This window comes from Pampinifervens navoyensis (assembly GCF_046159715.1).
GTDB lineage: Bacteria > Aquificota > Aquificia > Aquificales > Aquificaceae > Pampinifervens.
In genome coordinates, this window is the sequence record NZ_JBJXCT010000013.1 from 1 (window position 1) to 23971 (window position 23971).

At 45.0% G+C, this 23971-nt stretch carries 26 protein-coding genes and 1 tRNA gene; 14 read left to right on the forward strand and 13 right to left on the reverse strand.

From position 1 onward, the window contains the following. Positions 1–86 precede the first annotated feature (86 nt). Entirely contained in the window at positions 87–1016 is a 930-nt protein-coding gene (locus ACKRDP_RS08795) for a Ppx/GppA phosphatase family protein (protein WP_409154390.1), read from the forward strand. Between the two features lie 38 nt (positions 1017–1054). Here the strand turns inward: ACKRDP_RS08795 and ACKRDP_RS08800 are convergent, their stop codons facing one another. From ACKRDP_RS08800 to ACKRDP_RS08820, 5 genes are all read right to left on the reverse strand, one after another. After that, positions 1055–2632, reverse strand: a complete 1578-nt coding sequence (locus ACKRDP_RS08800; protein WP_409154391.1) for a porin — start codon at positions 2630–2632, stop codon at positions 1055–1057. A gap of 11 nt (positions 2633–2643) precedes the next feature. Continuing rightward, complete coding sequence (locus ACKRDP_RS08805; protein ID WP_409154392.1) at positions 2644–3150, reverse strand: DsrE family protein; 507 nt, start codon at positions 3148–3150, stop codon at positions 2644–2646. A 160-nt stretch (positions 3151–3310) separates the two neighbouring features. Further along, positions 3311–4615, reverse strand: a complete 1305-nt coding sequence (locus ACKRDP_RS08810; protein ID WP_409154393.1) for a sigma-54-dependent transcriptional regulator — start codon at positions 4613–4615, stop codon at positions 3311–3313. Further along, a complete protein-coding gene (locus ACKRDP_RS08815) occupies positions 4612–6513 on the reverse strand; it encodes a two-component system sensor histidine kinase NtrB (RefSeq protein ID WP_409154394.1) in 1902 nt (633 codons plus the stop codon). Before ACKRDP_RS08815 ends, ACKRDP_RS08810 begins: the two co-directional genes overlap by 4 nt. Next, on the reverse strand, positions 6510–7454 hold the full coding sequence (locus ACKRDP_RS08820) for an ABC transporter substrate binding protein (RefSeq protein ID WP_409154395.1): 945 nt from the start codon (positions 7452–7454) through the stop codon (positions 6510–6512). Before ACKRDP_RS08820 ends, ACKRDP_RS08815 begins: the two co-directional genes overlap by 4 nt. 43 nt (positions 7455–7497) lie before the next feature. Here ACKRDP_RS08820 and ACKRDP_RS08825 point away from each other — a divergent pair. Next, positions 7498–7571: transfer RNA gene (locus ACKRDP_RS08825), tRNA-Met, on the forward strand. Here the strand turns inward: ACKRDP_RS08825 and ACKRDP_RS08830 are convergent. From ACKRDP_RS08830 to glgP, 6 genes are read right to left on the reverse strand one after another with little or no spacing between them, the layout of a single operon-like run. Beyond that, positions 7572–9290, reverse strand: coding sequence for an ATP-dependent DNA ligase (locus ACKRDP_RS08830; RefSeq protein WP_409154396.1), 1719 nt, complete (start codon positions 9288–9290; stop codon positions 7572–7574). Between the two features lies 1 nt (position 9291). After that, on the reverse strand, positions 9292–10023 hold the full coding sequence (locus ACKRDP_RS08835) for an ATP-binding protein (protein WP_409154397.1): 732 nt from the start codon (positions 10021–10023) through the stop codon (positions 9292–9294). 4 nt (positions 10024–10027) lie between these two features. Beyond that, the gene (locus ACKRDP_RS08840) at positions 10028–10849 is read right to left on the reverse strand and encodes an NAD(+)/NADH kinase (RefSeq protein ID WP_409154398.1); all 822 of its coding nucleotides are present in this window, start codon (positions 10847–10849) and stop codon (positions 10028–10030) included. Next, positions 10846–11409 (reverse strand): D-sedoheptulose 7-phosphate isomerase, encoded by a 564-nt coding sequence (locus ACKRDP_RS08845; RefSeq protein WP_409154399.1) that lies wholly within the window; start codon positions 11407–11409, stop codon positions 10846–10848. The genes ACKRDP_RS08840 and ACKRDP_RS08845 overlap by 4 nt, the downstream gene beginning before the upstream one ends. Further along, a complete protein-coding gene (locus ACKRDP_RS08850) occupies positions 11402–12292 on the reverse strand; it encodes a ferritin-like domain-containing protein (RefSeq protein WP_409154400.1) in 891 nt (296 codons plus the stop codon). The genes ACKRDP_RS08845 and ACKRDP_RS08850 overlap by 8 nt, the downstream gene beginning before the upstream one ends. A 5-nt stretch (positions 12293–12297) precedes the next feature. Further along, positions 12298–13959 carry an alpha-glucan family phosphorylase gene (glgP, locus tag ACKRDP_RS08855; protein ID WP_409154401.1) on the reverse strand — a complete coding sequence of 554 codons (1662 nt, stop codon included), beginning with the start codon at positions 13957–13959 and terminating at the stop codon, positions 12298–12300. Between the two features lie 23 nt (positions 13960–13982). On the opposite strand from glgP, the gene ACKRDP_RS08860 reads away from it, so the two are divergent. From ACKRDP_RS08860 to ACKRDP_RS08885, 6 genes are read left to right on the forward strand one after another with little or no spacing between them, the layout of a single operon-like run. Continuing rightward, a complete protein-coding gene (locus tag ACKRDP_RS08860; RefSeq protein WP_409154402.1) occupies positions 13983–15323 on the forward strand; it encodes an MFS transporter in 1341 nt (446 codons plus the stop codon). Positions 15324–15332: 9 nt separating this feature from the next. Continuing rightward, complete coding sequence (locus ACKRDP_RS08865) at positions 15333–16700, forward strand: high affinity choline transporter 1 (RefSeq protein WP_409154403.1); 1368 nt, start codon at positions 15333–15335, stop codon at positions 16698–16700. Continuing rightward, positions 16688–17257 carry a class II aldolase/adducin family protein gene (locus ACKRDP_RS08870; RefSeq protein WP_409154404.1) on the forward strand — a complete coding sequence of 190 codons (570 nt, stop codon included), beginning with the start codon at positions 16688–16690 and terminating at the stop codon, positions 17255–17257. The genes ACKRDP_RS08865 and ACKRDP_RS08870 overlap by 13 nt, the downstream gene beginning before the upstream one ends. Then, positions 17229–17678 (forward strand): glycine cleavage system protein H, encoded by a 450-nt coding sequence (locus ACKRDP_RS08875; protein ID WP_409154405.1) that lies wholly within the window; start codon positions 17229–17231, stop codon positions 17676–17678. Before ACKRDP_RS08870 ends, ACKRDP_RS08875 begins: the two co-directional genes overlap by 29 nt. Next, the gene (locus tag ACKRDP_RS08880; RefSeq protein ID WP_409154406.1) at positions 17675–17986 is read left to right on the forward strand and encodes a BrnT family toxin; all 312 of its coding nucleotides are present in this window, start codon (positions 17675–17677) and stop codon (positions 17984–17986) included. Before ACKRDP_RS08875 ends, ACKRDP_RS08880 begins: the two co-directional genes overlap by 4 nt. 32 nt (positions 17987–18018) lie before the next feature. Further along, the gene (locus tag ACKRDP_RS08885) at positions 18019–18855 is read left to right on the forward strand and encodes an HhH-GDP family DNA glycosylase (RefSeq protein ID WP_409154407.1); all 837 of its coding nucleotides are present in this window, start codon (positions 18019–18021) and stop codon (positions 18853–18855) included. Here ACKRDP_RS08885 and coaD read toward each other — a convergent pair. Both coaD and ACKRDP_RS08895 read right to left on the reverse strand, forming a co-directional pair. Beyond that, entirely contained in the window at positions 18774–19292 is a 519-nt protein-coding gene (coaD, locus tag ACKRDP_RS08890) for a pantetheine-phosphate adenylyltransferase (protein ID WP_409154408.1), read from the reverse strand. The genes ACKRDP_RS08885 and coaD overlap by 82 nt on opposite strands. Then, positions 19289–19747 (reverse strand): RsmD family RNA methyltransferase, encoded by a 459-nt coding sequence (locus ACKRDP_RS08895; RefSeq protein WP_409154409.1) that lies wholly within the window; start codon positions 19745–19747, stop codon positions 19289–19291. The genes coaD and ACKRDP_RS08895 overlap by 4 nt, the downstream gene beginning before the upstream one ends. Before the next feature lie 92 nt (positions 19748–19839). Between ACKRDP_RS08895 and speD the strand changes: the two genes are divergently transcribed. The 6 genes from speD to ACKRDP_RS08925 all read left to right on the forward strand — a co-directional run bounded on the left by speD (position 19840) and on the right by ACKRDP_RS08925 (position 23968). Further along, positions 19840–20235 (forward strand): adenosylmethionine decarboxylase, encoded by a 396-nt coding sequence (speD, locus tag ACKRDP_RS08900; RefSeq protein WP_409154410.1) that lies wholly within the window; start codon positions 19840–19842, stop codon positions 20233–20235. 226 nt (positions 20236–20461) lie between these two features. After that, positions 20462–20638: a hypothetical protein gene (locus tag ACKRDP_RS08905; protein ID WP_409154411.1), complete on the forward strand. Its 177-nt coding sequence runs from the start codon at positions 20462–20464 to the stop codon at positions 20636–20638. Next, positions 20635–21087 (forward strand): cyanase, encoded by a 453-nt coding sequence (gene cynS / locus ACKRDP_RS08910; RefSeq protein WP_409154412.1) that lies wholly within the window; start codon positions 20635–20637, stop codon positions 21085–21087. The genes ACKRDP_RS08905 and cynS overlap by 4 nt, the downstream gene beginning before the upstream one ends. A 116-nt stretch (positions 21088–21203) precedes the next feature. Continuing rightward, positions 21204–22358, forward strand: a complete 1155-nt coding sequence (locus ACKRDP_RS08915) for an ABC transporter substrate-binding protein (protein WP_409154413.1) — start codon at positions 21204–21206, stop codon at positions 22356–22358. A gap of 3 nt (positions 22359–22361) precedes the next feature. After that, positions 22362–23153, forward strand: a complete 792-nt coding sequence (locus ACKRDP_RS08920; protein ID WP_409154414.1) for an ABC transporter permease — start codon at positions 22362–22364, stop codon at positions 23151–23153. A 2-nt stretch (positions 23154–23155) separates the two neighbouring features. Next, entirely contained in the window at positions 23156–23968 is an 813-nt protein-coding gene (locus tag ACKRDP_RS08925; protein WP_409154415.1) for an ABC transporter ATP-binding protein, read from the forward strand. Positions 23969–23971 lie beyond the last annotated feature (3 nt).

Consider the following 23971-nt stretch of genomic DNA (forward strand, 5'->3'; position numbering starts at 1 on the left):
CATGGCGGTAATTTCTTACAATCTCCATAGGCTCTGGAGTGCAGGGATGCTATAACTTGCAACTTGCGTTATAATATCTCTCTGCCATGAAAGTTGCCAGCATAGACGTGGGTTCCTATTCCATAAGGCTCAGCATAGCGGAGTTAAACGCAGGTTTAAAGATACTCCATGAGGAGGGGAGGATAACCGCCCTCGCTACCGACCTCAGAGAAAGCGGACTTCTAAGAGAGGACAGAGTGGAGGAGAGCCTTGAGGTCATAAGGGAGTTTGTAGAAAAGGCGAGAAGTTCTGGTGTAAACCGTATAAAGATAGTGGGAACAGAAGCCCTGAGAAGGGCAAGCAATGCCCATGAGTTTGCAGAAAAACTGAAGGAACTGACCGGTCTTGAACTGAAAGTGATAACTCCCGATGAGGAGGGCAGATACGCCTTTTTTTCTGTAGCCTATTCTCTTAAACCATCGGGGAAGTTCTGCATCATAGATCAGGGGGGTGGGTCTACGGAGTTCGTGTGTGGAAAGGGCTTTCAGATAGAGAGCCTCAGGTCTTTCCCCTTTGGTATCGTGAACCTCACTGAAGAGTTCATCCTCAGCGACCCACCAAAGAACTACGAGCTGGAGTCTCTCAAGAACTTTCTTGACGAGCAGATAAAGGGGGTGGTTCAGCCTTGCGACGAGCTGGTGGGGCTTGGTGGCACCATAACCACAATAGCAGCCATAGAATACGGCGTGTATCCCTACAATGGGAAGGATGTTCATGGAAGAGAGCTTTCCCTTGACAGGCTCATGTTCTGGCTTGAGACCCTAAGCACCATGAAAGAAAGTGAGCGTATTGCCACCTTTCCCCACATAGAGCCAAAGAGGGCAAAGGTGATAATCCCCGGAATGCTCATCTTCTACAGAAGCATGGTTCTTTTTGGAAAGAGCAGAATAAGGGTCAGCGACTGGGGGTTAAAGGAGGGTTTGATTGTGGAAGAGGTTATAAAAAAGGGGGAGGAAAGCGAGAAGGGAGGTGAGTAGGGGCTTATGTATTTGTAGAAAAAAGCGGGCGCAGCCCCTCAGAAAATCCACTGAAACTGGAGGGTGACCGCATCGTTCTTTATACTGTTTCTTTGTTCATCAAACTTGGTATATTCAAGTGTCCAGCGGAAGTTTTCGTTTATGAAGTAATAGTTCACACCCAGACCTATCTGTTTTATCTTTCCCAAGTTACCTGTAGCGCTGGCATTTGGCCCCACAAAGTTCGTGGCATCTCCATAAAATCTCGCGTTGGCTCCCGTTCCTACTTGAACTATTTGAGGTTTATACTCGGAATAGCTCACATAGGGCTCAAACTTATGCCTTGACTTTGGATTCAGCATGTATCCTGCTTTGACAAGCCAGAAGTCATTCTTGATACTTCTGTTGGGATACAAATTGTTGGCACCATCAAGGAGAACAAGCTTGTTAAACTTTACCTGTCCTAACTCGGCCACAAAAGAGACTGGTCCATGATGCCACGCAAAATCCGTACCGTAGAATTTCATATCAACCTTGTTATCAAGAAGAGTGTTTGCTATGGTTGACGTTGGTGCAGAAAGTGGGTTTGGCAAAAGTAAATAAGGAATCCTTACATTAACTGTGCCAGCTCCATTCTGTGGGCTACCGTTACCAAGAAAACCAGGTGAAATGCCCTGAGTATCAGTTATTATGTGCTGGTTTATTTTGTTCTGAAAGGCATAAGAAAAACCTATGGTTATACCCTTTCTTTTTCCAAGGTATGTATCTCTATAAAGCCAGTTATATATGGCCGGTCTGCCCTCCTGATCTCCCAGGGTTATAGTTCCTCTCAATGTAACTAGAGGATTGTTTGAAGAGTTCCCCCTCGCTTTAGAAAGGCATGTGCCAACAGCGGGGTTTGGAGCCGTATAACCGCATAAGGGCGTAGATGTGGATGCTCCAACTATGACATCATCCCAAGGGTTTCTAACATTTTTGAATCCACCAAAAAATCCCAGAAATCCATCCACTGTGATTTTAGAGTATCCCTGTCCTTTAGTAGCCCCCCTGACGTGAGCATAGCCCCCAAAGGCCCTGCCAGTAACATCTCCAGTAGTTAAATGCGTCCACCTGAGGGTCGCATTTGTTCTGTCAAGGTCTATGTTGTCGTAGGCTCTCTGGAATTGTTCTCTGCCCAATGGAACCCTTGGATATCCAAGGTGAATATCAAGGACTATACCTTTCATATCCGTCATTGCGCTTGGCACAAGCGTGGCATCTAACTCGTGAATAAAGCCGGTGTTTCTGTTGCTCTGCCTTCTTCCATGTGTTGGCTGTCCACCAAAAGGTGCATCGTAAGGGTCTCTCCCAAAATCGTTATCCCTTAGCACAAAATTAAACTTGAACCATGGATTTACACTCCCTCCGAACCTCAACCTCACCCTTCTAAAAAACACATCCGTCCTGTCGCTCGCTCCTATAAAGTTCGGTCTGTTCTGGTCGCTTATATCCTGCTGTCTGAACCAGAGTTGCATGAGCACATTGATGTCCATATACTGGTCTTCTGCCGGACCTGACAGCCTTATGGCATGAGAAAGTTCTGGGGTGAAAAGCACCGCCGTGAGCAGAAAGGCTCCTGCGACCTTTTTGTTTTTCATACTTCACCTCCTTATTGAACTTTTATGTAAGCAAATCCCTTGGATTGCAGATGTCCAATTGCCCCAACTCCTGAAGGCACTATTTTGGTAAATTCATGGAGTTTATTGGCGTCAAGCCGCAGCCTCTGCAAGGTTATGTTGCATATGTAAAAATCCACTCCGTAAGCCAGAAGGTCCTTTTCCATCTGGTAAAGTTCATCAACTTTAACCGCTTCGGTCTCCCATGGGCTTCCAGTTAGGTCTTTCATAAAGAACTTTACACCGGCACCATGAGCCACAACCACTATCTTTATCCTGAAAGGGTCATTGTCATAAACTGACATGTGGTTTCTTATGTTTCCCAGCATGGCTTTGAACCTTGCCTCCTGTGGGAAATCGCAGTGATAAATAACGCCAAGCTGGGCTTCCTTTTTTATGTCTTCCATCTTTACTCTGGGTGGAGAGGCTTCCGCAATCCTATTTATCAAAGGCACGGAAGCAAATAAGGTCGCCCACCTGAAAAAGCTCCTTCTGTCCATATTAGCACCTCCTTAAGGGTTAATCCTTTCACTAGGGAAATTACGCAAAGAACATACCAGGAATTCCCTGTAGGCCTGTTATTGATAAATCAAACACTTCATACACTGGGGGAACAAGAAAAGTTATGCCAACCTGTCAAATGTGTTGCCAGTCTGGCATTCAGATTAGATTGTATCTTTTGAGTCTTCTGTAGAAAGTTCTTAAGGGAATACCAAGCAGCTCTGCAGCTTTCTTCTTATTGTAGTTTACTCTTTTGAGGACATTCTCTATTTTTTCTCTTTCCAGCTCTTTCAGGTTGTCAGTTTTCCTGATTTGGTTTATCCATACATGGTTTTCATCAATCAGGTCTCTTTCACATAAAAGCACTGCTCTTTCAATTATATTCCTCAATTCTCTGACATTGCCTGGATAATCATAATATATAAGTAAATCCCTGGCTTTTCTCGTAAGGTCCCTTATTTTTTTACCATACTTTTTACAAAATTTTTCAAGAAAGTGTTCCACAAGGGGTATTATATCCTCTCTTCTTTCCCTGAGGGGTGGTATTTTAATTTCAACTGTATTCAAGCGATAGTATAGGTCATTTCTAAACATCCCTTCTTCAACCAATTTTCTTATGTCTTTATTTGTAGCACATATTATACGCACGTCGCTCTCAAGCTCTTTACGGCCCCCAACTCTGTAAAATTTTTTATCTTCTATGGCCCTTAATAACTTTGCCTGAAGAGGTAGGTTAAGCTCTGTTATTTCATCCAGAAAGAGAGTGCCACCTTTTGCCAGCTCCATAAAACCTTGCCTCTGGGTGGATGCTCCTGTAAAAGCACCCTTTTCATATCCGAAGAGTTCAGTCTCTATCAGGTCTTGAGGTATTGCAGAAATATTGATGGCTACGTAGGGTTTGTCTCTTCTGTCGCTCATCTTATGTATAAGCTTTGCAATTAATTCTTTCCCCACGCCACTTTCACCCTGTATTATGACACTGCAGTCACTGCAGGAAATCCTCTCTACCAGCTCTATAACACTTCTCATAGCTGGGCTTTCTACTATCAACTCCTCTTCCATCAACATCCTTTCTCTTTTAAGCAAGCTATTTTCTCTTTTTAGGCTCAACATGCTCTCGATTTTCTTCACTACCAGCTTTATTTCTTCAAGACTGCATGGCTTTGTTAAAAAGTCAAAGGCCCCAAGTTTTACTGCCTCCACAGCTGTTTTTATGGTGCCGTGTCCTGTTATAACTACAACCTCTTGCATACCACCTCCTTCCCTTATTCTTTTAAGCAGGTCCATACCATCCATATCTGGCAGTAGAAGGTCTAATAACACTAGGTCATAATGTTCTTTATCAATACAATCCAGAGCATCTCCACCAGTCAGAACATGCTTCGTAGTATAGCCCTCTTCACTTAGAAACCTTGCAAGCAACCATCCATATTCAGCTTCATCTTCAACTATAAGTATTTTCATTTTACACCTCTTTTCCTAATATAGACCCTGAACTCGCAGCCAGTGCTGAGGTTTTCGTAATCTATACTGCCACCCATATTTTCTACAAATCTTCTGGCAATTGACAAACCGAGGCCAAATCCATTGTTTTTCTCAGTATAAAATGGCTCAAAAACTTTGTCAGATTTCACGCCATGGCCCTCGTCTCTGACTTTCCAAACTATAAAAGAGTCCTCTTCCAAAATTTCCACATGAACTTTTCCACCATCAGGTGATGCGTCAATAGCATTATCTATAATGTTAATAAGGACTTGCTCAAGTTCCCAGGCATATGTTGAAATAGTGCCGCCTTTAGTCTGCGAAAATAGTTCCATGACAAGGTTTTTTTGTTTAGCTTTAAAATTCATAATATCCAGCAAATCCTTTGTAAACTTAAGTGGTTCAATTTCTGTTGGGGAACCGTTGTGGTTTGTGGAGATATGAAGTAACCTTTTTATAGTATCCCTTGCTCTTTCAGCATTTTTTAATACCACATTCATCATATCTTTTATTTCACCATTATCAATGGTATTCCTTATATATTCCGTGTATCCTATTACAGAAGCCAAAGGGTTGTTTAGCTGATGTGCTAAAGAACATGCTATTTCACCCACTATTGCGAGTTTTGAATAGCGTTCAAGTAAAAATTCAAGATTCTTTTTATCCGTAACATCCTTTATATGAAACAGCGTATAACCCCTCTCATCTATTTCAAGGGGTATAGATGTTACACTAACATACCTGCTTTGTCCTTTCAGATTTATGTTGATTTCAGGTATAAAGGAGAAAAGACCTGTCTTGAGTGAATCACTTAGCTCCTTTATATTCAGTCCCACTGCATCTTTTTCTGCTATTCTGAACATATTTAAAAACTGTTTGTTAGTCATTTGTATATTCCCTTGTTCATTATCCACTAAAACCAGAGCATCATTTAGGTTATTGAACAGATTGATATATATACTTCTCTCTTTATCAAGTCTTTCCAACAAGTCTTTAAAGGCGCTTGCTAGTGTAAAAACCTCACCCTGTCCATTTAGCTTCAACTTTTTCCCACTTGCCCATCCTGATACGTATATCTTCAGCTCTTCCAGTGGTTTAAATATCCTGTTTACCATGAAAAAACCGAGCAAAAGCAAGGCAGTGCATAGAGTTATACTCAATATCAAAGCAGCTTTTAAAAAATCATAGGCTTTCTTATACACATAACTGATAGGTTCACTGAGTTCCATACTCATATTCATGTTCTTAATAGTGTTTTTAACTCTGAGCTGTTCCTCAGCAGGATATCTGTTTAGCGTAAGCACTGGTATACCTTCACTACTTACCAGAGTAATGGTTGTATCACGAATGCCGTATGCTCTTATGTAATCTTTGAGAAGACTTTTTAAATTCAAAGTGCAAACCATAAACCCCATAGGGACATTATTGTTCTTATCAAATATTTTTAGATTAAGGTATGCTTCTTCCCCGCTGGAATGATAATCAATCACCTCATTTTTCCAGTTTATATTCTTCAGAGTTTTAGGCAATAATTCACTGCCAACCGCTCTTTCCTGATAGAACATCAAATGACCACCCATATCATAATATCCACAAGCTGTTATGTGTTCAATATCTCCCGTAATCCTCCATATTGCTTCTTTCAATTCAATACCAAAGCTTCTGTATTTGCTCAAAAGTGAGCTTATATTTATCTCAAGCGAGTTTATATCTTCTTTTAGTCTATCTGTAAGAATCTTTGCCAGGACGCTCTTATCTGTATACCATGACTCAGCCAGTTGCTTTCTCAGAACGTAAAAGTATACAAAAACAAAAAGAATCTGGGCTGCCATTATAAAAAATATCAAGCCCTTTATGCGGTTTTTTATGCTGTATCTCATTTTACTATTTGGTCAGCTATTGTGTATAATTTGTTATCAGGATAATAGCCTAATTCTCTCAATGAACTTTCATTTATAGAGAGTTTTACATTATGGACTTGCTCAAATGGTATATCTTCCACTTTAACTCCTCTTAATATTTGATAGGCAATGTAGGAGGCCTGATAGCCCTGGTCGTAGTTGGAGCTACCATAGGCTACTGTGCATCCTTTGGCTGTATGTTCGGGTGAAAGACACAAAACAGGCACCTGATAGAACCTAGCATAATGCAGTATATAGGAAGTGAGAAAATTTTCCGTATAAAAGCAGGGCGTAATTATGATAGCTTCAAAACCATCCTCTTTCATGTGACTTATCACATATTCAAGGTCATGAACATTGTTAACTATAAGGGGAACTATCTTTAAACCATATCTTTCTCCTGCCTTAATTGTTAGTCTGGTTGCAATTTTAGATGCTTCAAAGCGATGTGTGCAGAAAACTAAAGCTTTGTTTATATTAGGAAAGAGTCTTTTAAACAGCTCTATGCGTTTTTCCATAAGTTCTGTATTCAGATTATCCACTCCAGTTATACCTTTTACTGGTCTATACATGTCGTCAACAAAACCCCAGGTTTTAATCGCCGTTCCTCCCAGTATAACCACTGGAACTTTTAGATTTTCCTTTGCCTTCTTCAGGTAATGAGCTTCTAGACTTCCACCTGCAGCTATTAGCCTGAAGTCTCCTTCTCTTTCTACCATTTCAATAGCTTTTTCTTCAATACCTGCCAGGCTGTTCCCGCCGTTATAAACAACAAGCTCCACGTCCTTTACACCCAAGCTTTTGAGTCCATCCTTAAAACCTTCCACCTTTTGAAGTCTACCCTCGCCAGATATTAAAACACCGATTAATACCTTTTCCTCTTTGCAAGAGGAAAGTAAAAGTAGAAGTATTATTGCCATAAACAACCTCATGATTTATAATTTATAACCATATTCCAATTAAGGCGGCGTAGCTCAGCTGGTTAGAGCGGAGATCTCATAAGTCTCAGGTCGGAGGTTCGAGTCCTCCCGCCGCCATTACTCCACAGAAACTTTCCTCTGCAGGTTGTAGAGCCTTATTATTTCCTCTACCGTGTTGGCGTCTTCAGGGTTTTTGTCTTCTCTTATGAAGCTGACAGCCCTTGGAAAGCGTAGGGCATAGCCGGGTTCTTCTAAGGTTCTTCCAGCAGTATGTAGGGGTGACCTGGTTATCTCGTCAGCGTTAACAGTTATCACATACCTTGGCTCCACCCAGACATCCACCTCCATAAGGCTGTCTACCCTTGGATGTCTGTGTTCAAGCCTTATTTTATCAAGCATCTCTTTGAGCCTGACCCATTCTTCCTCTGTAAAGCCAGAGCCCACCTTACTTATGGTTTTGAAGGTGTCTGTGGAGGGCTCATAAACAGCCACAAGAAGTCCACCGATGCCAAGCTTTGCCCTTGCACCCCTTCCATAATAGTAGCCCACTATGACCACGTCTATGGTGTCTGCAAGGCTTCCTCTGTAGCTTCTTTTTAGCTTTATCCAGTTAAAGTTTCTTGAGCCTGCAGTGTATGGTGCGTCAAGCCTTTTTGCCATTATGCCCTCAAGTCCTCTCGTCACAGCCTCTTCAAAAAAGGCTTCCACTTCCCTTTCGCTGTCAGTTATGAACATTTCGGAGGTTCGGAGGGTGTTTGTATGTGCCAGAAGCTCCTCCAGAGTCTTTCTTCTCTCTATAAAGGGCTTTACCGTGTAATCCTCCCCTTCAAGGTAAAGAAGGTCAAAGCAGAAAAGCTTCAGGGGGTATTCTTTTGAATACTCCTCCACGCCATATTTCCTTTTCCTCTGTATGGTGACCTGAAAGGGGTAGAACTCACCTGTTTCCTCGTTTACCGCAAGTGCTTCTCCCTCCAGTATTACCCTCTGGGACTTTATATCCTCAAGAACAGCTCTGACCACGTCTGGAAACATCTCCGTCATGCGTTCAAGGTTCCTTGAATATATCTCCACCTTCTGTCCATCTTTGTGAACCTGGAGTCTGAAGCCATCGTATTTGGCTTCTATGGCACACCTGCCAAGCCTCTGAATTATCTCCTCTGCACTTGTGACCCTCTCTGCAAGGGCCATCCTTATGGGATAGCCCAGATGAACCCTGAATTCTCTCAATGCTTCAAGCCCACCCTCTTTAAGTCTCTTAGCCACCAGCCCCAGGTCCGAACAGAGATTGTATGCCCTCTCTATAAGGGGTTTGAGTTCCTTGCTCCCTGTGGTCAGTGAAAGGGCGTCTATTATGGTAGCATCACCCACACCAAGCCTTAGCCTGCCAATGACAATTCTGACTGCATATTTTGCCTCAAAGCCAGAAAGGCCCTTCAGAAGGCTCATAAGCTTCATGACCTTGTCAAGGGTCCCTCTGGTCAGGGCAACATCAAGAAGCTCCTGATACACTTTTACAAGGCTCAGACCCCGTCCCTGCCAGCCTATAAGCTCCCGTGCAGTTTCTCCAAGGTCTCCCTTTTCCTTGTAGAGTTTTTCCACCTGACTGACCCTTACACCGCATGCCTTGGAAAGGGCCTCCATCATAAGCCTTTCAGATACGCCAAACTCCACTCCTCTGAAAGCTGGCATTAGCTCGCCCAGAGTGAGATAAACTACCTTATCAATTTCCTCGGAATCTGCCTTTTCCAGAAGCTCCCTGAGTATGTCTGCCATCTCAAGTCTGCTGGTAGTCTGCTCAAGGCGGTAGAAGTATTCAGACAGTTCTCTGAAGGTCATATCAATATCTTAACCTGAGCCTCCCCTCAAGGTCTTTTACAAAGTAAAAGGCACTCCTTCCAGAAAAGCCATTCTGCAGAGCCCAGTCAAGGGCAAGACTATGAATCTCCTCCTCTTCAAGCTCAAGAGCCCTCTGAGAAACCAGATTTCTTACTATGGAAAGATACTGTTCCTTTCCAAAGGCAAAGAAGCCCAGCCTTATGCCAAACCTCTCCACCAGAGACACCTTCTCTGAATAGCTCTCTTCCGGGAACTTGTCCTCTTCCGTCCTTTCTGGCATGAGATGCCTTCTGTTGGAAGTGGCATATACAAGCACATTTTCTGGTCTTTCTTCCACATCCCCGTCCATAAGAGACTTGAGAATCTTTATGTTTTCATCGCCCGGCTCAAAGGAAAGGTCATCAAAGAAAAGGATAAACCTCTCCTTCCTCTCTCTGAGAAGCCCGTAGAGGTCAGAGAGGTGAAGGATATCCATCTTATAGACCTGCACCAGCCTGAGCCCCTCCCCTGCAAAAAGCCCCAGCATGGACTTAATAAGAGAAGACTTGCCCGTTCCTCTGTCCCCCCACAGAAGTGCATCGTTGGCAGGCAGACCCTTCACAAACTGAAGGGTGTTTCTTCTCAGGATTTCCTTCTGCCTGTCTATATGAAGGAGGCTGTCAAAGTCTGGCACATGCGGATGCCTGACTGGCAGAAGCTGACCATCTTTAAAGCGATAAGCTATGTATTCCATGTTTTCAGCCCCATCTGAGTTTTTCCTTGAGAATTCCAAAGAAGCTCCTGTTAGGGTTTGGATACATAAGGCAGTAGTGCTGAGACCTCCTTACCAGCACCCTGTCGTCCCTTTTGAGGCTCATACCCTCCTGACCATCAAGGGTAAGATAAGACATGTGGTCCTCTGAAAGGTTTATAAGCCTTATTTCAAAGTCTGCGGGAATCACGAGAGGTCTGTTGGAGAGGGTGTGAGGGCAAATGGGGACAAAGAGAAGAGCCTCCATAAGAGGGTAGAGTATGGGTCCCCCCGCAGAGAGGGCGTAGGCGGTGGAGCCTGTGGGTGTGGAGACTATCACACCATCCCCGTAAACTCTCAGCACCCTTTCCTTCTGAAGCTCTATTTCCACCTCCACCATGCGTGCAAGGCTCTCCTTTGAAACCACCACATCGTTCAGGTAGTCTCCCAGGTATAACTCCTTCCCTTCCCTCTGCAAAAAGGCAGAGAGCATCATCCTCCTCTGAGGCTCTATTTTGCCCTGAATCACAAGCTCAAAGACCTTCTCCAGCTCTTCCAGCTCCACCTCAGTAAGAAAGCCAAACCTCCCCACGTTTATGCCCAGCAGTGGAACGCCCTCCCCTGAGCCAAGTCTTGCACCTGCCAGAAAGGTGCCATCCCCGCCCACCACCACAAGGAGGTCAATACCCTTAAGGGATGGCTTTTCTTTTCCTGACCTTTCATTTACAAAGACATCCAGCTGGATACCACGGGTCTTTATAAACTCTCCTACACTCTGAGATACCTCCCTCGCCCTCGGACTGTCCTTTACAAAGAGGAGAACTTTCATAGAAGTCTGTCAATCAGCTCGCACAGCACATGCCCCAGCGTTATATGACACTCCTGTATTCTTGCGGTGTCATAGGAGGGCACCACAAAGCTGTAATGGGCAATTTCTGTAAGCCTTCCTCCGTCTCTACCGGTAAAGGCTATAGTGGTTGCCCCCAGGTCGTGGGCTTTCATCAGACCCCTTATCACGTTGGAGGAGTTTCCAGAGGTGCTGATACCTATGGCTATGTCTCCGGGTGTGCAGAGGGCTTCTATCTGTCTTTCAAAGACACTTTCAAAGCCGTAGTCATTTCCCACCGCAGTAAGGATTGAGGTATCCGTAGTCAGGGCTATGGCTGGCAGAGCCCTTCTCTCTTTCTTAAACCTGCCCACGATTTCTCCCGCTATATGCTGGGCATCTGCGGCACTCCCTCCGTTGCCAAAAAGGAGCACCTTGTTGCCATCCTTTATAGCTCTGGCTATTATCTGCCCTACTTCAAGAGTCTGCTCTGCGTAAAGCTCCACAAAAGCCAGTTTTACCTCTGCGCTCTCCCTGAAGGAGTTTACAACCAGGTCAAGCATCCCTTTTTCTGAGGTCTCCCACCGTGAGCCTGTTCATCAATCTGAAAAACTCCATGAGCTTCTGTTTGTGGTATTCCTCCTGATGTTCTATGAAGCTGAAGAGCCTCCTTATGTCAGGGTCCTCAATTCCTGCAGTCTCTTTTCCGTATTCTCCGCCCGTTTCCTGCTCGTAGAGTATCTCTGCCTTTACCTGTTCCTGGAGGCTTTTGAGAGGCTTTGGTGAATAGTCCACCCTCTGAATGCTGGGCATTCCACCAAGCTCGCCAATCTTTTCTCCCAGCTTGCCCATGTGCACCATGCTTTCTATGGCGAGGTCAAGCATTATGTCCTTGTAATCGCAATTTTTGGAATGGAAAAACTGGTAGAGGTAGTTGATTATGGTCTGATACTCCTCTTTAAGGAATTTGTTAAGCACTTCAAGGGTCCTTAGGTCTGGTCTCTGCTCTTCCAGTGGAATGCATACAAACCCTTCCTTCACCTTTTCCATAAGCTCTGAAAACTCAATCCTGTGGTCCTGCTCGTCCTTTATGACCCTCTCAAGGAGCTTTTTCACCGAGTCATCCTTTACCACTTCAAGCTGCTGGCTGTATATCCTTATGGCTTCCTCCTCTGCCCATATGTCCTTTGAGAGCATGTCCGCCCAGTCAGGTCCACCTATCATTATCATGTCTTCAAGCCTGTCCAGAACCACCTGCCCGCCCAGCTGGACCACCTTCTGAGCAAACCACTTGAGATGCCTCATCTCCTGACGGGCAATTTCCTCTATCTCCGAGGTTATGTTTCCATCGGTTATTAGGAATATGTGATACAGATACTGCACTATGGCAGAGTGCTCAAGAGCCACATCGTAAAGGAGCATGCTTATGGTCTCTTTCTTATCCATAACTCTCACCTCAGTCCAATTTTGTATACCTTACTAATATATTCGCTTACCATCCTGTGGGTGTTAAAGTATGGTCCTATGGTAGCTATGCTGTTTTTCATTAGCCGGACCCACTCGTCCCTGTGCTTGTAAAAGGTTGGGATTATTATGTATGCCAGTTTTCCGTAAAGGTCTTCAAGGTCCTCTGCATCTTTTGATTCTCCCATATCCTGCCAGCCTGGCTTTGGTCCTATACCCCAGCCGTTTACCCCCTCTATACCACCCTCCAGCCACCAGCCGTCCCACGTGGAAAAGTTGAGAACTCCGTTCATCCCTGCCTTCATACCGCTGGTTCCACAGGCCTCGTAGGGTCTTCTGGGGTTGTTCAACCATACATCACATCCAGCTATCAGTAGCTTTGCCATCTCTATGCCGTAGTTTTCAAGGAAAGCCACCTTGACCGCCTTTGTTTTCTCCCTTATGAGCCTCATCCTTTCAAAGATGTTCTTTATCATCTCTTTGCCCAGACTGTCTCTTGGATGGGCTTTACCTGCGAAGACTATCTGAACTTCTCCAAAGCTCTCTGCAATGTGTATAAGCCTTTCCAAGTCTCTGAGTATGAGGTCATTTCTTTTGTAGGGTGTTACCCTTCTTGCCACGCCTATGGTAAGCACATCATCGGAAAAGCTAGCATCTGTCTGCTTGTTTACAAGGTTTACAAGGTCGCTCTTTATCCTGTTGTGCTTTCTAAGAAGAAGCTCTGAGGGAATTTCGTAAGCCCTCTGGAGCAGTATGGGGTTTTCGTCCCATCCGGGCATATACTCGTTGAAGAGTTCCTGCATCTCCTCGTGAATCCATCTTTTGTGATAAACGCCGTTGGTAACATACTCAACGCTCTCCGCCAGCTCCGGGAATATGCCTGCGGTTACGAATTTATGCCTGTGGGATACTGCGTTTACCTTACCAGCATACTTTGCCGCCAGCATGGAGAGGTTTATACTGCCATTGTCTACCTCTTCTTCCCAGTTCATATGTTTATAGGACCTGAACTCTTCCTTTACCATTTCCAGTGGAAACCTGTCGTGTCCTGCGAGAACTGGTGTATGGGTTGTAAAAACACACCTTTTTCTTATCTCTTCAAGACTGCCCAGCTCCTTGAGAAGTTCAACCACAAGAAAGGCAGAGTGGCTTTCGTTCATGTGATAAACATGAATTGAATAGCCAAGGGCTTTTAAAACCCTATATCCTCCAATTCCCAGAAGTATCTCCTGTCTGAGCCTGTAAAGACCATCATCAAAATAAAGCTTGCTGTTTAGCTTTCTTATTTCGGGGTCGTTGCCCTCTATATCCACATCAAGGAAAAGAACCCTCACATCACTCTTTGACCTTACCCAGTATTCCCAGCAGGTGACCTTCTGCTTCTTATCGCCGAAGAATATCTCCACCTCAAGGTCAAGCTTTCTCAGATACCTCTTGTAGTCCCAGAGGGCATCAAAGTCCAGCTGCATGCCATGAGGGGTTATCTTCTGAAGGTTGTATCCTCTTTTGTAAAGAAGGGTCACGCAGACTGCTGGAATGTCCATATCCGCATAGGAGAAGAGTGTATCTCCTGCCAGGGTCCCCAACCCTCCGCTATAGAGGGGCATACTATCCTCAAGCCCCAGCTCCATAACAAAGTAGGCTATCATGGTGGTTTATATTTTATAGCATCATGAAGCTCATAAACACAGACATAACCTGCAGGCTTGACAGCATGCCCTGGACGGGTTTTCATACACGCTTTGTCTTTGCCCTTGGTATAACCTGGGTTCTTGATGCCTTTGAGGTGGTTATAGTCAGTGCGGTTCTGAAACCCATGGCTAAAAGCCTTCAGTTCACACCCCAGCAGAGCTCCATGATGGTGAGCGGTTTTCTGCTGGGTGCCATCCTCGGTTCTCTTATCTTTGGCTATCTTGCTGACAGATACGGAAGAAAGAAGCTCTTTCTCATCACGCTTCTGCTGTATGCGGGTGGAACTTTTCTGACGGGCTTTGCCAGTAGTTTTGAAGCCGCTCTCCTTTTCAGGATAACTGCAGGTGCAGGTCTCGGTGGAGAGTTTGCAGCCATCCAGTCCGCCATAGACGAGTTTGTCCCATCACGACACAGGGGAAAGGTGGACGGCACTATTACCGCTCTCTGGAACCTCGGTAGCCTCATGGCATCTCTGAGTGCCATAGGACTTCTAAAAGTCATGGACGAGGGGCTTGCATGGCGTGTTGCCTACCTCTTTGGGGGTGTTCTTGCGCTTCTTGTGGTCTTCGTCAGGCTCTACGTGCCAGAGTCTCCCAGATGGCTCCTCTCAAGGGGAAGGCTTGAGGAGGCAGAAAAGATAGTGCAGAGGGTAGAGCAGGAGGCGGGCGGCAGGAAGACTTACGACCGGTGCGATGTGCCTGTCTTTGAGGGAAGCCTTCTGGATGCGTCTAAAATCATACTGAGTAGATACAGGTGGCGCTTTCTTTTCAGCGCTAGCATGAGCTTTACCATTCTTACAACTTACTACGGAATGATAACCCTGCTTCCACTCATTCTCTCTGAGGTATACTCTCTCAGCAGCAAGGAAATACCTCAGATTCTTACCTTAGGGAGCCTTGGAGGACTGATTGGAGGTCTTGTGGTGGCATTCCTTGTGGACAGGATTGGAAGGATACCCCTGGGGATTTTGATAAGCCTGCTTTCGGCACTTCTGAGCATTTCTTTCCTCCTCGGTTTCGACATAAAGTTTACCTTTTTTGTCTATTCTCTTATCGCCTTTTCCTTTGCCTCCGTTGCCTATGTGATAGCCACAGAGATATACCCATCCTACATAAGAGCATACGCCATAGGTATTCTCTCCATAATTGGCAGGCTTTCTGGAGCCTTTGCTCCCCTCCTTCTGGTTAGCCTTGCACAGCTTGGCTTTGTGTATGCCATCATGGGGCTTTCTCTTTTTTGGCTTGTGGGCTTTTTTGCCTTTTTAATTTGGGCCTTGAGGGGTATGGAAACAAGGGGAAGACCTCTTGAAGAAATCTCATAAAATAATGGCATGCTTCTTGGGTTCATAATCCTTTACATACTGGGAACCCTCTCTGTAGGCCTTCTGGCGGCCACCTTTGTAAAAAACTCAAGGGACTACATACTGGCGGGCAGAAGTCTGCCACTGTATATGGCGACCTTTGTATCCTTTGCCACTTGGTTTGGCTCAGAAACCATTCTGGGTGCATCCTCCGTTATGGCGAAGGAAGGTCTTTTGGGCGTGATAGAGGACCCCTTTGGTGCGGCACTTTGCCTTATCCTCATAGGTCTTTTCTTTGCAAAGCCCCTATACAGGATGAACCTGCTTACCATGGGAGACTTCTACAGGGTGGTGTATGGCAGGAAGGTGGAGGTGGTGGCAAGCCTTATGATGGTCTTTTCTTACTTTGGATGGATTGGGGCTCAGATGGTAGCAATAGGCATAATACTTCAGCTTGTGCTGGGTATTCCTCAGATATGGGGCATACTGCTGGGCTTTGGTGTGGTGCTCTTTTACACCTTTCTGGGAGGCATGTGGGCTGTGTCCCTTACCGACTTTATCCAGACCATAATGATAATCGCGGGTCTGCTGGCGGTTCTCTATGAGGTATCTTCCGGTTTTTCTCAGATTGCCTCCGTCCTTTCCTCCCAGCCTCCTGATTATTACAGACTTTTCCCTGAGCCAACACTTAAAGACATACTTCTCTACATATCCGCATGGATAACCATAGGGCTTGGCTCCATACCCCAGCAGGATGTGTTTCAGAGGGTAATGGCATCAAGGAGTGAGAGGGTGGCAGTCCTTTCCACCATATCCGCAGGCTTCATGTATCTGACCGTTGCCTTAATACCTCTCATACTTGCCGTCTTTGCAAGGGTAAGGTATCCAGAGCTTCTTGAAGTGGACCCACAACTCATGCTACCCACCATGATAATGGAGCATGCAAGCCTTCCCACAAAGGTGCTCTTCTTTGGGGCACTTCTTTCTGCCATAATGAGCACCGCAAGCGCCGCCGTGCTGGCACCCGCATCGGTCCTGAGCGAAAACCTCATAAGACCCTACATAAGAGGTATTTCTGACAGGGGCTTCCTGTGGCTCACCAGAGCCTGCGTGCTCCTTGTCTCTCTGGCTTCGCTGGGCTTTGCCCTCTCGGGAGAGTCTATCTACCACCTTGTGGGAAGCTCTTCAGCCCTGAGCCTTGTATCTCTCTTCGTTCCCCTTGTGGCAGGGCTCTACTTCAGGGGTTCAAACCCAGTCTCCGCCATGGCCTCCATGCTGTCGGGCTTTTTCAGCTGGGCTCTGCTTGAGTATGTCTTTCACAGCCAGTTTGCCCTGCTGGTAGGCCTTGCCTTCAGCACCCTTTCGTATATACTCTTTAGCTTGATATGGAAGAGGTAGCTCTAAGAAAGCTCATTGAGGTGGGGAAACTTCTCTATTCAGAGGGGCTTGTGGACGCAAGGGCGGGAAACCTGTCTGCAAGGCTAAAAGACAGCCTTCTTATAACCCGCAGGGGGGTCCACCTTGGAAGGCTTACCCGATGGGACTTTATAAGGCTACCCCTTTATGGAGAGCACATCCTTCAGGAGAGAGCCTCTTCTGAGCTTGTGGTTCACAGAGAGGTTTACAGAAGGACCGACCACTCGACGGTGGTTCACGCTCATCCTTTAGCTACAGTGGTTCTGTCCTTTGAAAGAGACCTTCTTGAGCCCGTGGACTCTGAGGGAAGAGCGCTCATAGGTAAGGTTCAGGTGCTACCTCCCTTACCTTCGGGAAGTGAAGAGCTTGCAGAGGCGGTCTCTGAAGTTATCAAATCCTCAAGGCTTGTGGTGGTAAGGGCTCACGGTGTCTTTTCTGCAGACTCTGACCCCTTTTATGCTTATGCTCATATATCTGTTCTTGAGCGTTCCTGTAAAATACTCCTCTATTATGAGCGAGGTGGTTTACAGAGGCTGTAAAATACCCCCAGAGCTTTACTACGACATAGAAAATCAGGTCTGGTATAGAATTGAGCCCGATGGCACCGTGACTGTGGGTGCCACCGACATAGGTCAGACAAGAGCGGGTAGAATGGTAAACGTGCGTATAAAGGCTCCCGGCAAGCATGTACCCAAGGGAAAGCCCATCGCAAGCCTTGAAAGCGGCAAATGGACAGGTCCCATTCCTGCGGTTATAGAGGGTGAGGTGGTGGAAAGGAACGAAGAGCTCTTTGACACCCCAGACCTTATAAACGACTACCCTTACACAAGGGGCTGGATTGCAAGGCTCAGGCCCATAAATCTTGAGAGAGACCTGAAAGAGCTCTTTACTGGAGAGCTGGCAGTTCAGAAGCTAAAGGAATATATAGAGAGAGAAGGGGTTGAATGTAAAAGTGGATGAACGCAAGCCTGAGCGAATACAGGTTTGTCTGGGACGAGAAAAAGAGCTCTACTCTGCTAAGGGAATGGGGCATAGACTTCCCATTCTTAGTTCGTGAGATAGCAAGGGGGAAAGTTGTTGACATAATCCCAAACAAAAAGAGAGGATACGAAGGACAGCTAATCATAATCCTCTGTGTGAACCAGTATGTATGGGAGGTTCCTGTAAGGGTTGAAGGAAAGGAAATCAGGCTGATTACTGCATACCCAAGTCGCAAGAGGAGGAAAGAGTATATGCAAAGATTAGGCAAGTATCCATGTCAGGATTGACTTCATCCACTGCATCTGTATATTAATACACCATGAAGAGTGTAGAAGTAGTGCCTCCAGAGCCTCTCAATCGAGAAAGCTTAAGGTCTATAGCAATCCAGACGCTGGAACCTTATCACAAAAAAGTCCTGTTCTTTTTTGAAAGTCTCGGAGAAAGATACGCAAAGGTTTACCTCTACAATATGGATTTTACGGACGACAAGTTGAGCACAGACCCGTACCTTGCAATGGAATTTTTTATTCGGCACTCTTTTTACCGGGGTAGACGACAGGAGCTATCCTCAAGGTATGTAAACGATGTTTTAAGGGTTCTGGATGAATATGAGCTCAAAAACGCGCCAATAGAGAGTCTTCTTGAAGATAAATTCTTGAGTAGAATAAAGGAAATAAAAATCTCGAAAAAGGACATAGAGCACCTTGAATCTCTTTTCTCCGAGTTAAGGAAACTCAAAAATGAAGGCTACAACTTTTATAATTACATAAGGAATTTAGTTAAGGCAGGTGAACTGGAGAAAGTATACAAGGAGCTTAAAGGTATCAAGGAGGTAGGAGACAAAATAGCATCCTTTATCTTAAGGGATGTCATACTTATATCCCAGATAAGGAAAAATATAGACAGGAAAGAAGTGCCTTATATATTTCCTGTAGATACGCACGTGAGAAAGGTTATAAAGGACTATCTCGCACTAAGTTCGGAGGAAAAACTGTTTGACTACATAGAAGGTCTACAAAAAAACGACACATTAAGCGTATCAAGAATAGCAGCAGGTATGTGGTATTCCTACTATCACTCCTTTGAACTTCTACTTGAAAATTTCTTGCTCTCTGAATCGCATCCAAACCTCTCTCTAAGTTTCTCTTCCACATAAGGGTGCACAAGACCCTTTACACACCCACAGTAAGAGGCTATGTCCCTTACGATGGTGGAGCTTATGTGAATGTAGTCCTGTGATGGCATCATGAAAACGGTTTCTACCTTCGCCAGTTTGTAGTTGTTGAGGGCTATCTGAAGCTCGTATTCAAAGTCCGTAAAGAGCCTTACACCACGAACGATTACCTCAATTCCCTCTTGCTTCATAAAGTCCACAAGAAGCCCGTCAAAGCCCTTCACCTCAACCCCTTTAATGCCCTCTACCATCTTTGAAAACATATCCATCCTCTCCTCCATGCTAAACAGCAAGTTTTTTCTGGGATTTCTGGCTACTGCCACCACAAGGTAGTCAAAAATCCTTACCGCCCTTTTGACTATATCCAGATGTCCCAGATGGGGCGGGTCAAAGGTGCCTGGATAGACCGCTCTCTTCATTCTTCCTTCCTCCATATGGACAGGGCAGTATCGCCATAAATTTTCTTTCTTTCTGCGGAGAAGTCCAGTTTACTGGAATGTTCAAGCATAAAAATACCCCCTTCTTTGAGGTTTTTCAGCGAGAGTTCTATAAGTTTATCATAAAACTCATAGCTATATGGTGGATCTGCGAAGATAATGTCTGCTCTTATGTCTGTCCTCTCCAGAAACCTCAGCACATCTTCTATCACCACTTTACCTTTGGCTTTATGCCCTATTTTTTCTGCAAACTTTGGGTTCTTCTCCACAAAAATTACCTCTGCACCTCTTTCTTCTGCCATAAGACCCATCTGCCCTGTCCCTGCAAACAGGTCAAAAAACACGAGCCCCTCTATGTCTCCCAGTATGTTGAAAACCGCCTGCTTGACAAGGTTAGAAGTAGGTCTGAGTTTTTGTTTTCCACTTGCTTTTTTCACAAAAAGTATTATAATTTAGCTTTCTGTTTTGAAGGAGGTTTTGCCATGAGGCAGTTCAAACTGCTGCAAAAACTTGATAAGGAGGAGTGCAAATGGTCAAAGCCCTCGGACTGCATATCCTAGCGGACCTGTATGGGGTCCACCCTGACCTCATTGACAGGGTGGAGGATGTGCGTCAGCTCCTTGAGAGCGCCGTCAAGGTAGCAGACCTCACCAAAATATCCTCCCACTACTACCAGTTCCAGCCCCACGGCGCCACCGGCGTGGTGCTTCTGGCGGAATCCCACATCTCCATTCACACCTGGCCCGAGCACGGTCTTGCTACCGTTGACGTCTACACCTGCGGAGACCCCGCAAAGGCCTACAGGGCAATGGACTACATAATAGCCACCCTTGAGCCCACAAGGGTTGACAAGCAGGTGCACGAAAGGGGTCTCGTGGGTCAGTCCGAGGCAAGTGAATTCCGAAGTATACTTCTAAAAATTTAAATACTCATCGGAGGGCTGGAGCCCTCCCTCATATCAAATTACCATATAGAACCTGCTCTGGGATATTGAAGAGCATTTCGTTACAAGAGTTAACAATTTTACATTTATGTAAACAAATTAACATATAAGAACCATAACCTTCGTATGCAAATACAGTACTGAAGCTTTTCTGACGAAGCAGACCCTTGGCATCTACTTTGCGTAAGGTCTAGGTAGAGGAAGAAAAATGAAAAAGTTGATAGCTGCAACAGAAAACTTGCAAGAAGCCAAAGCCCTCTTTCAGGGAACACACATTGATGAGCATTCAAAGGCAGTTCAGATAAAGGTAAGGAAGATTAAGCGAAAGGAAATTGGAATGTATAGGTTTGCAAGTAAAAAAATTAACAAGGAGGTGAATATATGAGACATTTGAGGGAAGAGCTTAGACAGAGTATGCTCGAGACCAAGCTAAGGAAAGGACTTTCATGGGAGGATGTGTCAAAGTTTCTCGGAAAGAGCCCAGTTTACTCTGCCATGCTTGTCTATGGTTACGGACAATGTGATGATTCAGAGACCAAATTACTTGGTGATCTCTTTGAACTCACCGCACAACAGAGAGAAATTTTAAAGAGCGCACCATACAGAGAACCGGTACAACCATGGCCGCCAACAGACCCTTTTGTATACAGATTCTATGAAATAGTCCTTCTCTACATGCCCGTTATTAAAGATGTGGCTCACGAAATATTTGGGGATGGAATAATGAGCGCCATAGACATGTCCATAGACTTAAAAAAGGTTGTTGATGAGGCAGGAAATGACCGGATGCTTATAAGTTTCAATGGAAAATGGCTCAGATACAAAAAATTTTAAAGGAGGTAAAACCAATGGAAACCAAAGCCAGCAAGATGCTCAGAGGTTTGATCCATCTTGAAGGATGCACCTGTAACGATTGTAATGGCTCCAGCAACCTTCTGGATGCTAGCCAAATGAACAGAAGAGAATTTACCATTGCCTTAGCCGGAGCGATGCTTACCATGCTTTACGATATCAAGTCTGCAATGGCATCCCCTCCACAAGATGTAGAAAAGCCAGAACTTACCATAGGCTTCATACCCATTACATGCGCCACGCCTCTGCTTACCGCAAGCATAAATAAGTTCTTTGAAAAATATGGTTTAAAGGTCAAACTGAGAAAGTTTAGCGGATGGGCTGAGATAAGAGACGCTTTCATATCTGGTGAAATTGATGGCGCACATCTGCTTGCTCCTTTACCTATAGCTCTTTCACTGGGTGTTTCCGGTAGTCCCATACCCACACGTTTGGTGGCAATGCAAAACATCAACGGTCAAGCAATAACCCTATCCTCAAAATACAGAGATAAAGTAAAGGGTCCCGCAGACTTCAAGGGGATGGTGCTTGCTGTCCCCTTTGATTTCTCAATGCATAACTTCCTACTAAGGCACTATCTAGCCTCTGCAGGTGTAGACCCCAACAAGGATGTTCAGATAAGAGCTATGAGACCACCGGACATGGTGGCAGCATTAGCTGCGGGAAACATAGATGGATATCTGGCGCCAGACCCCTTCAATCAGAGAGCAGTTTATGAGGGTGTTGGGTTTATATACATGCTCTCAAAGGAACTATGGAACGGGCATCCTTGTTGTTCCTTTGCTGTTAAGGAGGAATTCTCAAAAAGGTTCCCCAATACATACAGAGCCTTGCAGTTGTCCTTTGTAGAATCGGCTCAGTATGCCAGAAGAAATAGACAAGCTCTGGTAAAAGACATATCTGCACGGGAATATCTTAACCAGCCCGAGCAGGTGGTATCTGCAGTTCTAACAGGCAACTTCGAAGACGGCAAGGGCAGAAAACACAGCATATCAGACAGAATAGATTTTGACCCATATCCTTGGAAAAGCTTTGCAGTATGGATAATCAGTCAGATGGCAAGATGGGACTATCTGAAATCTGTGGGTGACCCGAGAAAATCTGCAGACGCCATATATGATACTGAAGGCATAAGAAGAGCTATGACTCAGCTAGGTCTCAAGGCGCCTAATGCAGATTACAAGACTGAAAGAATTATGGGTAAGACCTTTGATGTTAAGGACTTTGAAAAATGGAGGCAGGGGAGGGTTTAAAACATGAAAGCGGCACTTTCCAGAAACCTGAGTGTTGCCTTCATAAGCCTTGTGGCCACCTCCCTTCTCATTGGTTCATGGGAGCTGCTCGCCCTTTCTGGGCAGCTCCTGAAAGTTTTCCCTGCACCTTCGCAGGTTTACGAGTTCGCTGTAGAAGAAATGGAAAACTTCTTTTCCAGAAGCGAAGGGAGCTTTGGAGCTGGTATTCACCTCTATCACAGCATAAAGAGAGTTTTGATTGGCTTTTTTATAGCTTGCGTAGTGGGCATACCTATCGGTATCATACTTGGCTTTAGTGGCGTTCTTGGAAGGGCTTTTTACCCTCATGTCCATATTCTCAGACAAGTATCTCCATTAGCGTGGCTTCCAATAGGACTTGCCCTTACAAGAAACTCAGAGTACGCAGCAATATTTGTGATAGCTATCTGTTCCGTTTGGCCCATAATGCTCAGTGTAGCTTCCTCCATTGCATTTATTCCTAAAGCTTATTATGAGGTTGCAGGCGTTTTTGGTATAAGAGGCTTCAGGTTTATAAGAAGGGTTCTAATGCCTTCAATACTTCCCCAGGTAATAGCCAGTATGAGAGTGGGTTTTGGTATTTCATGGATGGTAATTGTGGCTGCGGAAATGCTGGTAGGTAACAGGGGTATAGGGTATTTTATTTGGAACGAATGGAACAATCTCAACCTATCTGGAGTCATATTTGCCATACTTCTCATAGGAGCAGTGGGTATACTCGTAGACTCTCTTTTTGTGCAGCTGGAACAGGCTTTTAACTATAACAAGAGGAGGTAAGCATGAAAGCGTTCTTGACAATAGATGGAGTCTACAAGAGCTATGGTAAAAACCCAGTTCTTGGTGGGATATATCTGAATGTGGGTCGTGGTGAGTTTGTTTCTCTAATAGGACATTCAGGATGTGGTAAGTCCACCCTTCTGAGAATAGTTGCTGGCATAGAAAAGGCTGATAGGGGGAACATACTGCTGGATGGGTCTGAGATTACAGAGTCTGGTCCGGACAGGGCTGTGGTTTTTCAGGATTATGGTCTTTTTCCGTGGTTTACCCTTTATGAAAATGTTTACCATGCTGTTGACTCAGCTCTCGGTAAATCACTAAATAGACAACAGAAAAGAGAGATAGTTATGAAATACCTCTCTCTTGTGGGTCTCGAAGCACACAGCGACAAGTATCCAGCTCAGACTTCTGGTGGAATGAAGCAGAGGGTAGCCATAGCGAGAGCTCTTGCAGTTAATCCGAAAGTGCTTCTTCTTGATGAACCGTTTGGAGCTCTTGATGCTCTAACAAGAGCTACACTGCAGGATGAACTTCTGAAAATATGGGAAAGTGACAAAAAAACGGTTCTTATGGTTACACACGACGTGGACGAAGCCATCTATCTTTCTGACCGAATAGTAGTAATGAGTAACGGTCCCTCCGCCAAAATATACGAGATAGTTAGCGTAGCCATAAAGAGGCCTAGAAACAGGTCGGAATTGCTTAACGATAAAGAGTATCTGGAGATAAAAAAACATCTTCTCAATACCCTGCAAGAAAGATTAAAGAAGTCAGAAGTTCAAAATCTTGAAAAAGTTACCCTAAGCTCTGTATGAGCC

What these genes read in the sequence shown, in the direction of transcription:
- ACKRDP_RS08800 (WP_409154391.1), bottom strand. Translation starts at nt 2,632, where the DNA reads ATGAAAAACAAAAAGGTCGCAGGAGCCTTTCTGCTCACGGCGGTGCTT.
- ACKRDP_RS08810 (WP_409154393.1), bottom strand. Translation starts at nt 4,615, where the DNA reads ATGAAAATACTTATAGTTGAAGATGAAGCTGAATATGGATGGTTGCTT.
- ACKRDP_RS08870 (WP_409154404.1), top strand. Translation starts at nt 16,688, where the DNA reads ATGGAAGAGGTAGCTCTAAGAAAGCTCATTGAGGTGGGGAAACTTCTC.
- ACKRDP_RS08820 (WP_409154395.1), bottom strand. Translation starts at nt 7,454, where the DNA reads ATGGCAATAATACTTCTACTTTTACTTTCCTCTTGCAAAGAGGAAAAG.
- ACKRDP_RS08840 (WP_409154398.1), bottom strand. Translation starts at nt 10,849, where the DNA reads ATGAAAGTTCTCCTCTTTGTAAAGGACAGTCCGAGGGCGAGGGAGGTA.
- speD (WP_409154410.1), top strand. Translation starts at nt 19,840, where the DNA reads ATGGTCAAAGCCCTCGGACTGCATATCCTAGCGGACCTGTATGGGGTC.
- ACKRDP_RS08880 (WP_409154406.1), top strand. Translation starts at nt 17,675, where the DNA reads ATGAACGCAAGCCTGAGCGAATACAGGTTTGTCTGGGACGAGAAAAAG.
- ACKRDP_RS08885 (WP_409154407.1), top strand. Translation starts at nt 18,019, where the DNA reads ATGAAGAGTGTAGAAGTAGTGCCTCCAGAGCCTCTCAATCGAGAAAGC.
- ACKRDP_RS08835 (WP_409154397.1), bottom strand. Translation starts at nt 10,023, where the DNA reads ATGGAATACATAGCTTATCGCTTTAAAGATGGTCAGCTTCTGCCAGTC.
- ACKRDP_RS08915 (WP_409154413.1), top strand. Translation starts at nt 21,204, where the DNA reads ATGAACAGAAGAGAATTTACCATTGCCTTAGCCGGAGCGATGCTTACC.
- ACKRDP_RS08830 (WP_409154396.1), bottom strand. Translation starts at nt 9,290, where the DNA reads ATGACCTTCAGAGAACTGTCTGAATACTTCTACCGCCTTGAGCAGACT.
- ACKRDP_RS08860 (WP_409154402.1), top strand. Translation starts at nt 13,983, where the DNA reads ATGAAGCTCATAAACACAGACATAACCTGCAGGCTTGACAGCATGCCC.
- ACKRDP_RS08865 (WP_409154403.1), top strand. Translation starts at nt 15,333, where the DNA reads ATGCTTCTTGGGTTCATAATCCTTTACATACTGGGAACCCTCTCTGTA.
- ACKRDP_RS08805 (WP_409154392.1), bottom strand. Translation starts at nt 3,150, where the DNA reads ATGGACAGAAGGAGCTTTTTCAGGTGGGCGACCTTATTTGCTTCCGTG.
- ACKRDP_RS08875 (WP_409154405.1), top strand. Translation starts at nt 17,229, where the DNA reads ATGAGCGAGGTGGTTTACAGAGGCTGTAAAATACCCCCAGAGCTTTAC.
- coaD (WP_409154408.1), bottom strand. Translation starts at nt 19,292, where the DNA reads ATGAAGAGAGCGGTCTATCCAGGCACCTTTGACCCGCCCCATCTGGGA.
- ACKRDP_RS08845 (WP_409154399.1), bottom strand. Translation starts at nt 11,409, where the DNA reads ATGCTTGACCTGGTTGTAAACTCCTTCAGGGAGAGCGCAGAGGTAAAA.
- ACKRDP_RS08850 (WP_409154400.1), bottom strand. Translation starts at nt 12,292, where the DNA reads ATGGATAAGAAAGAGACCATAAGCATGCTCCTTTACGATGTGGCTCTT.
- glgP (WP_409154401.1), bottom strand. Translation starts at nt 13,959, where the DNA reads ATGATAGCCTACTTTGTTATGGAGCTGGGGCTTGAGGATAGTATGCCC.
- ACKRDP_RS08920 (WP_409154414.1), top strand. Translation starts at nt 22,362, where the DNA reads ATGAAAGCGGCACTTTCCAGAAACCTGAGTGTTGCCTTCATAAGCCTT.
- cynS (WP_409154412.1), top strand. Translation starts at nt 20,635, where the DNA reads ATGAGACATTTGAGGGAAGAGCTTAGACAGAGTATGCTCGAGACCAAG.
- ACKRDP_RS08925 (WP_409154415.1), top strand. Translation starts at nt 23,156, where the DNA reads ATGAAAGCGTTCTTGACAATAGATGGAGTCTACAAGAGCTATGGTAAA.
- ACKRDP_RS08815 (WP_409154394.1), bottom strand. Translation starts at nt 6,513, where the DNA reads ATGAGATACAGCATAAAAAACCGCATAAAGGGCTTGATATTTTTTATA.
- ACKRDP_RS08905 (WP_409154411.1), top strand. Translation starts at nt 20,462, where the DNA reads ATGAAAAAGTTGATAGCTGCAACAGAAAACTTGCAAGAAGCCAAAGCC.
- ACKRDP_RS08795 (WP_409154390.1), top strand. Translation starts at nt 87, where the DNA reads ATGAAAGTTGCCAGCATAGACGTGGGTTCCTATTCCATAAGGCTCAGC.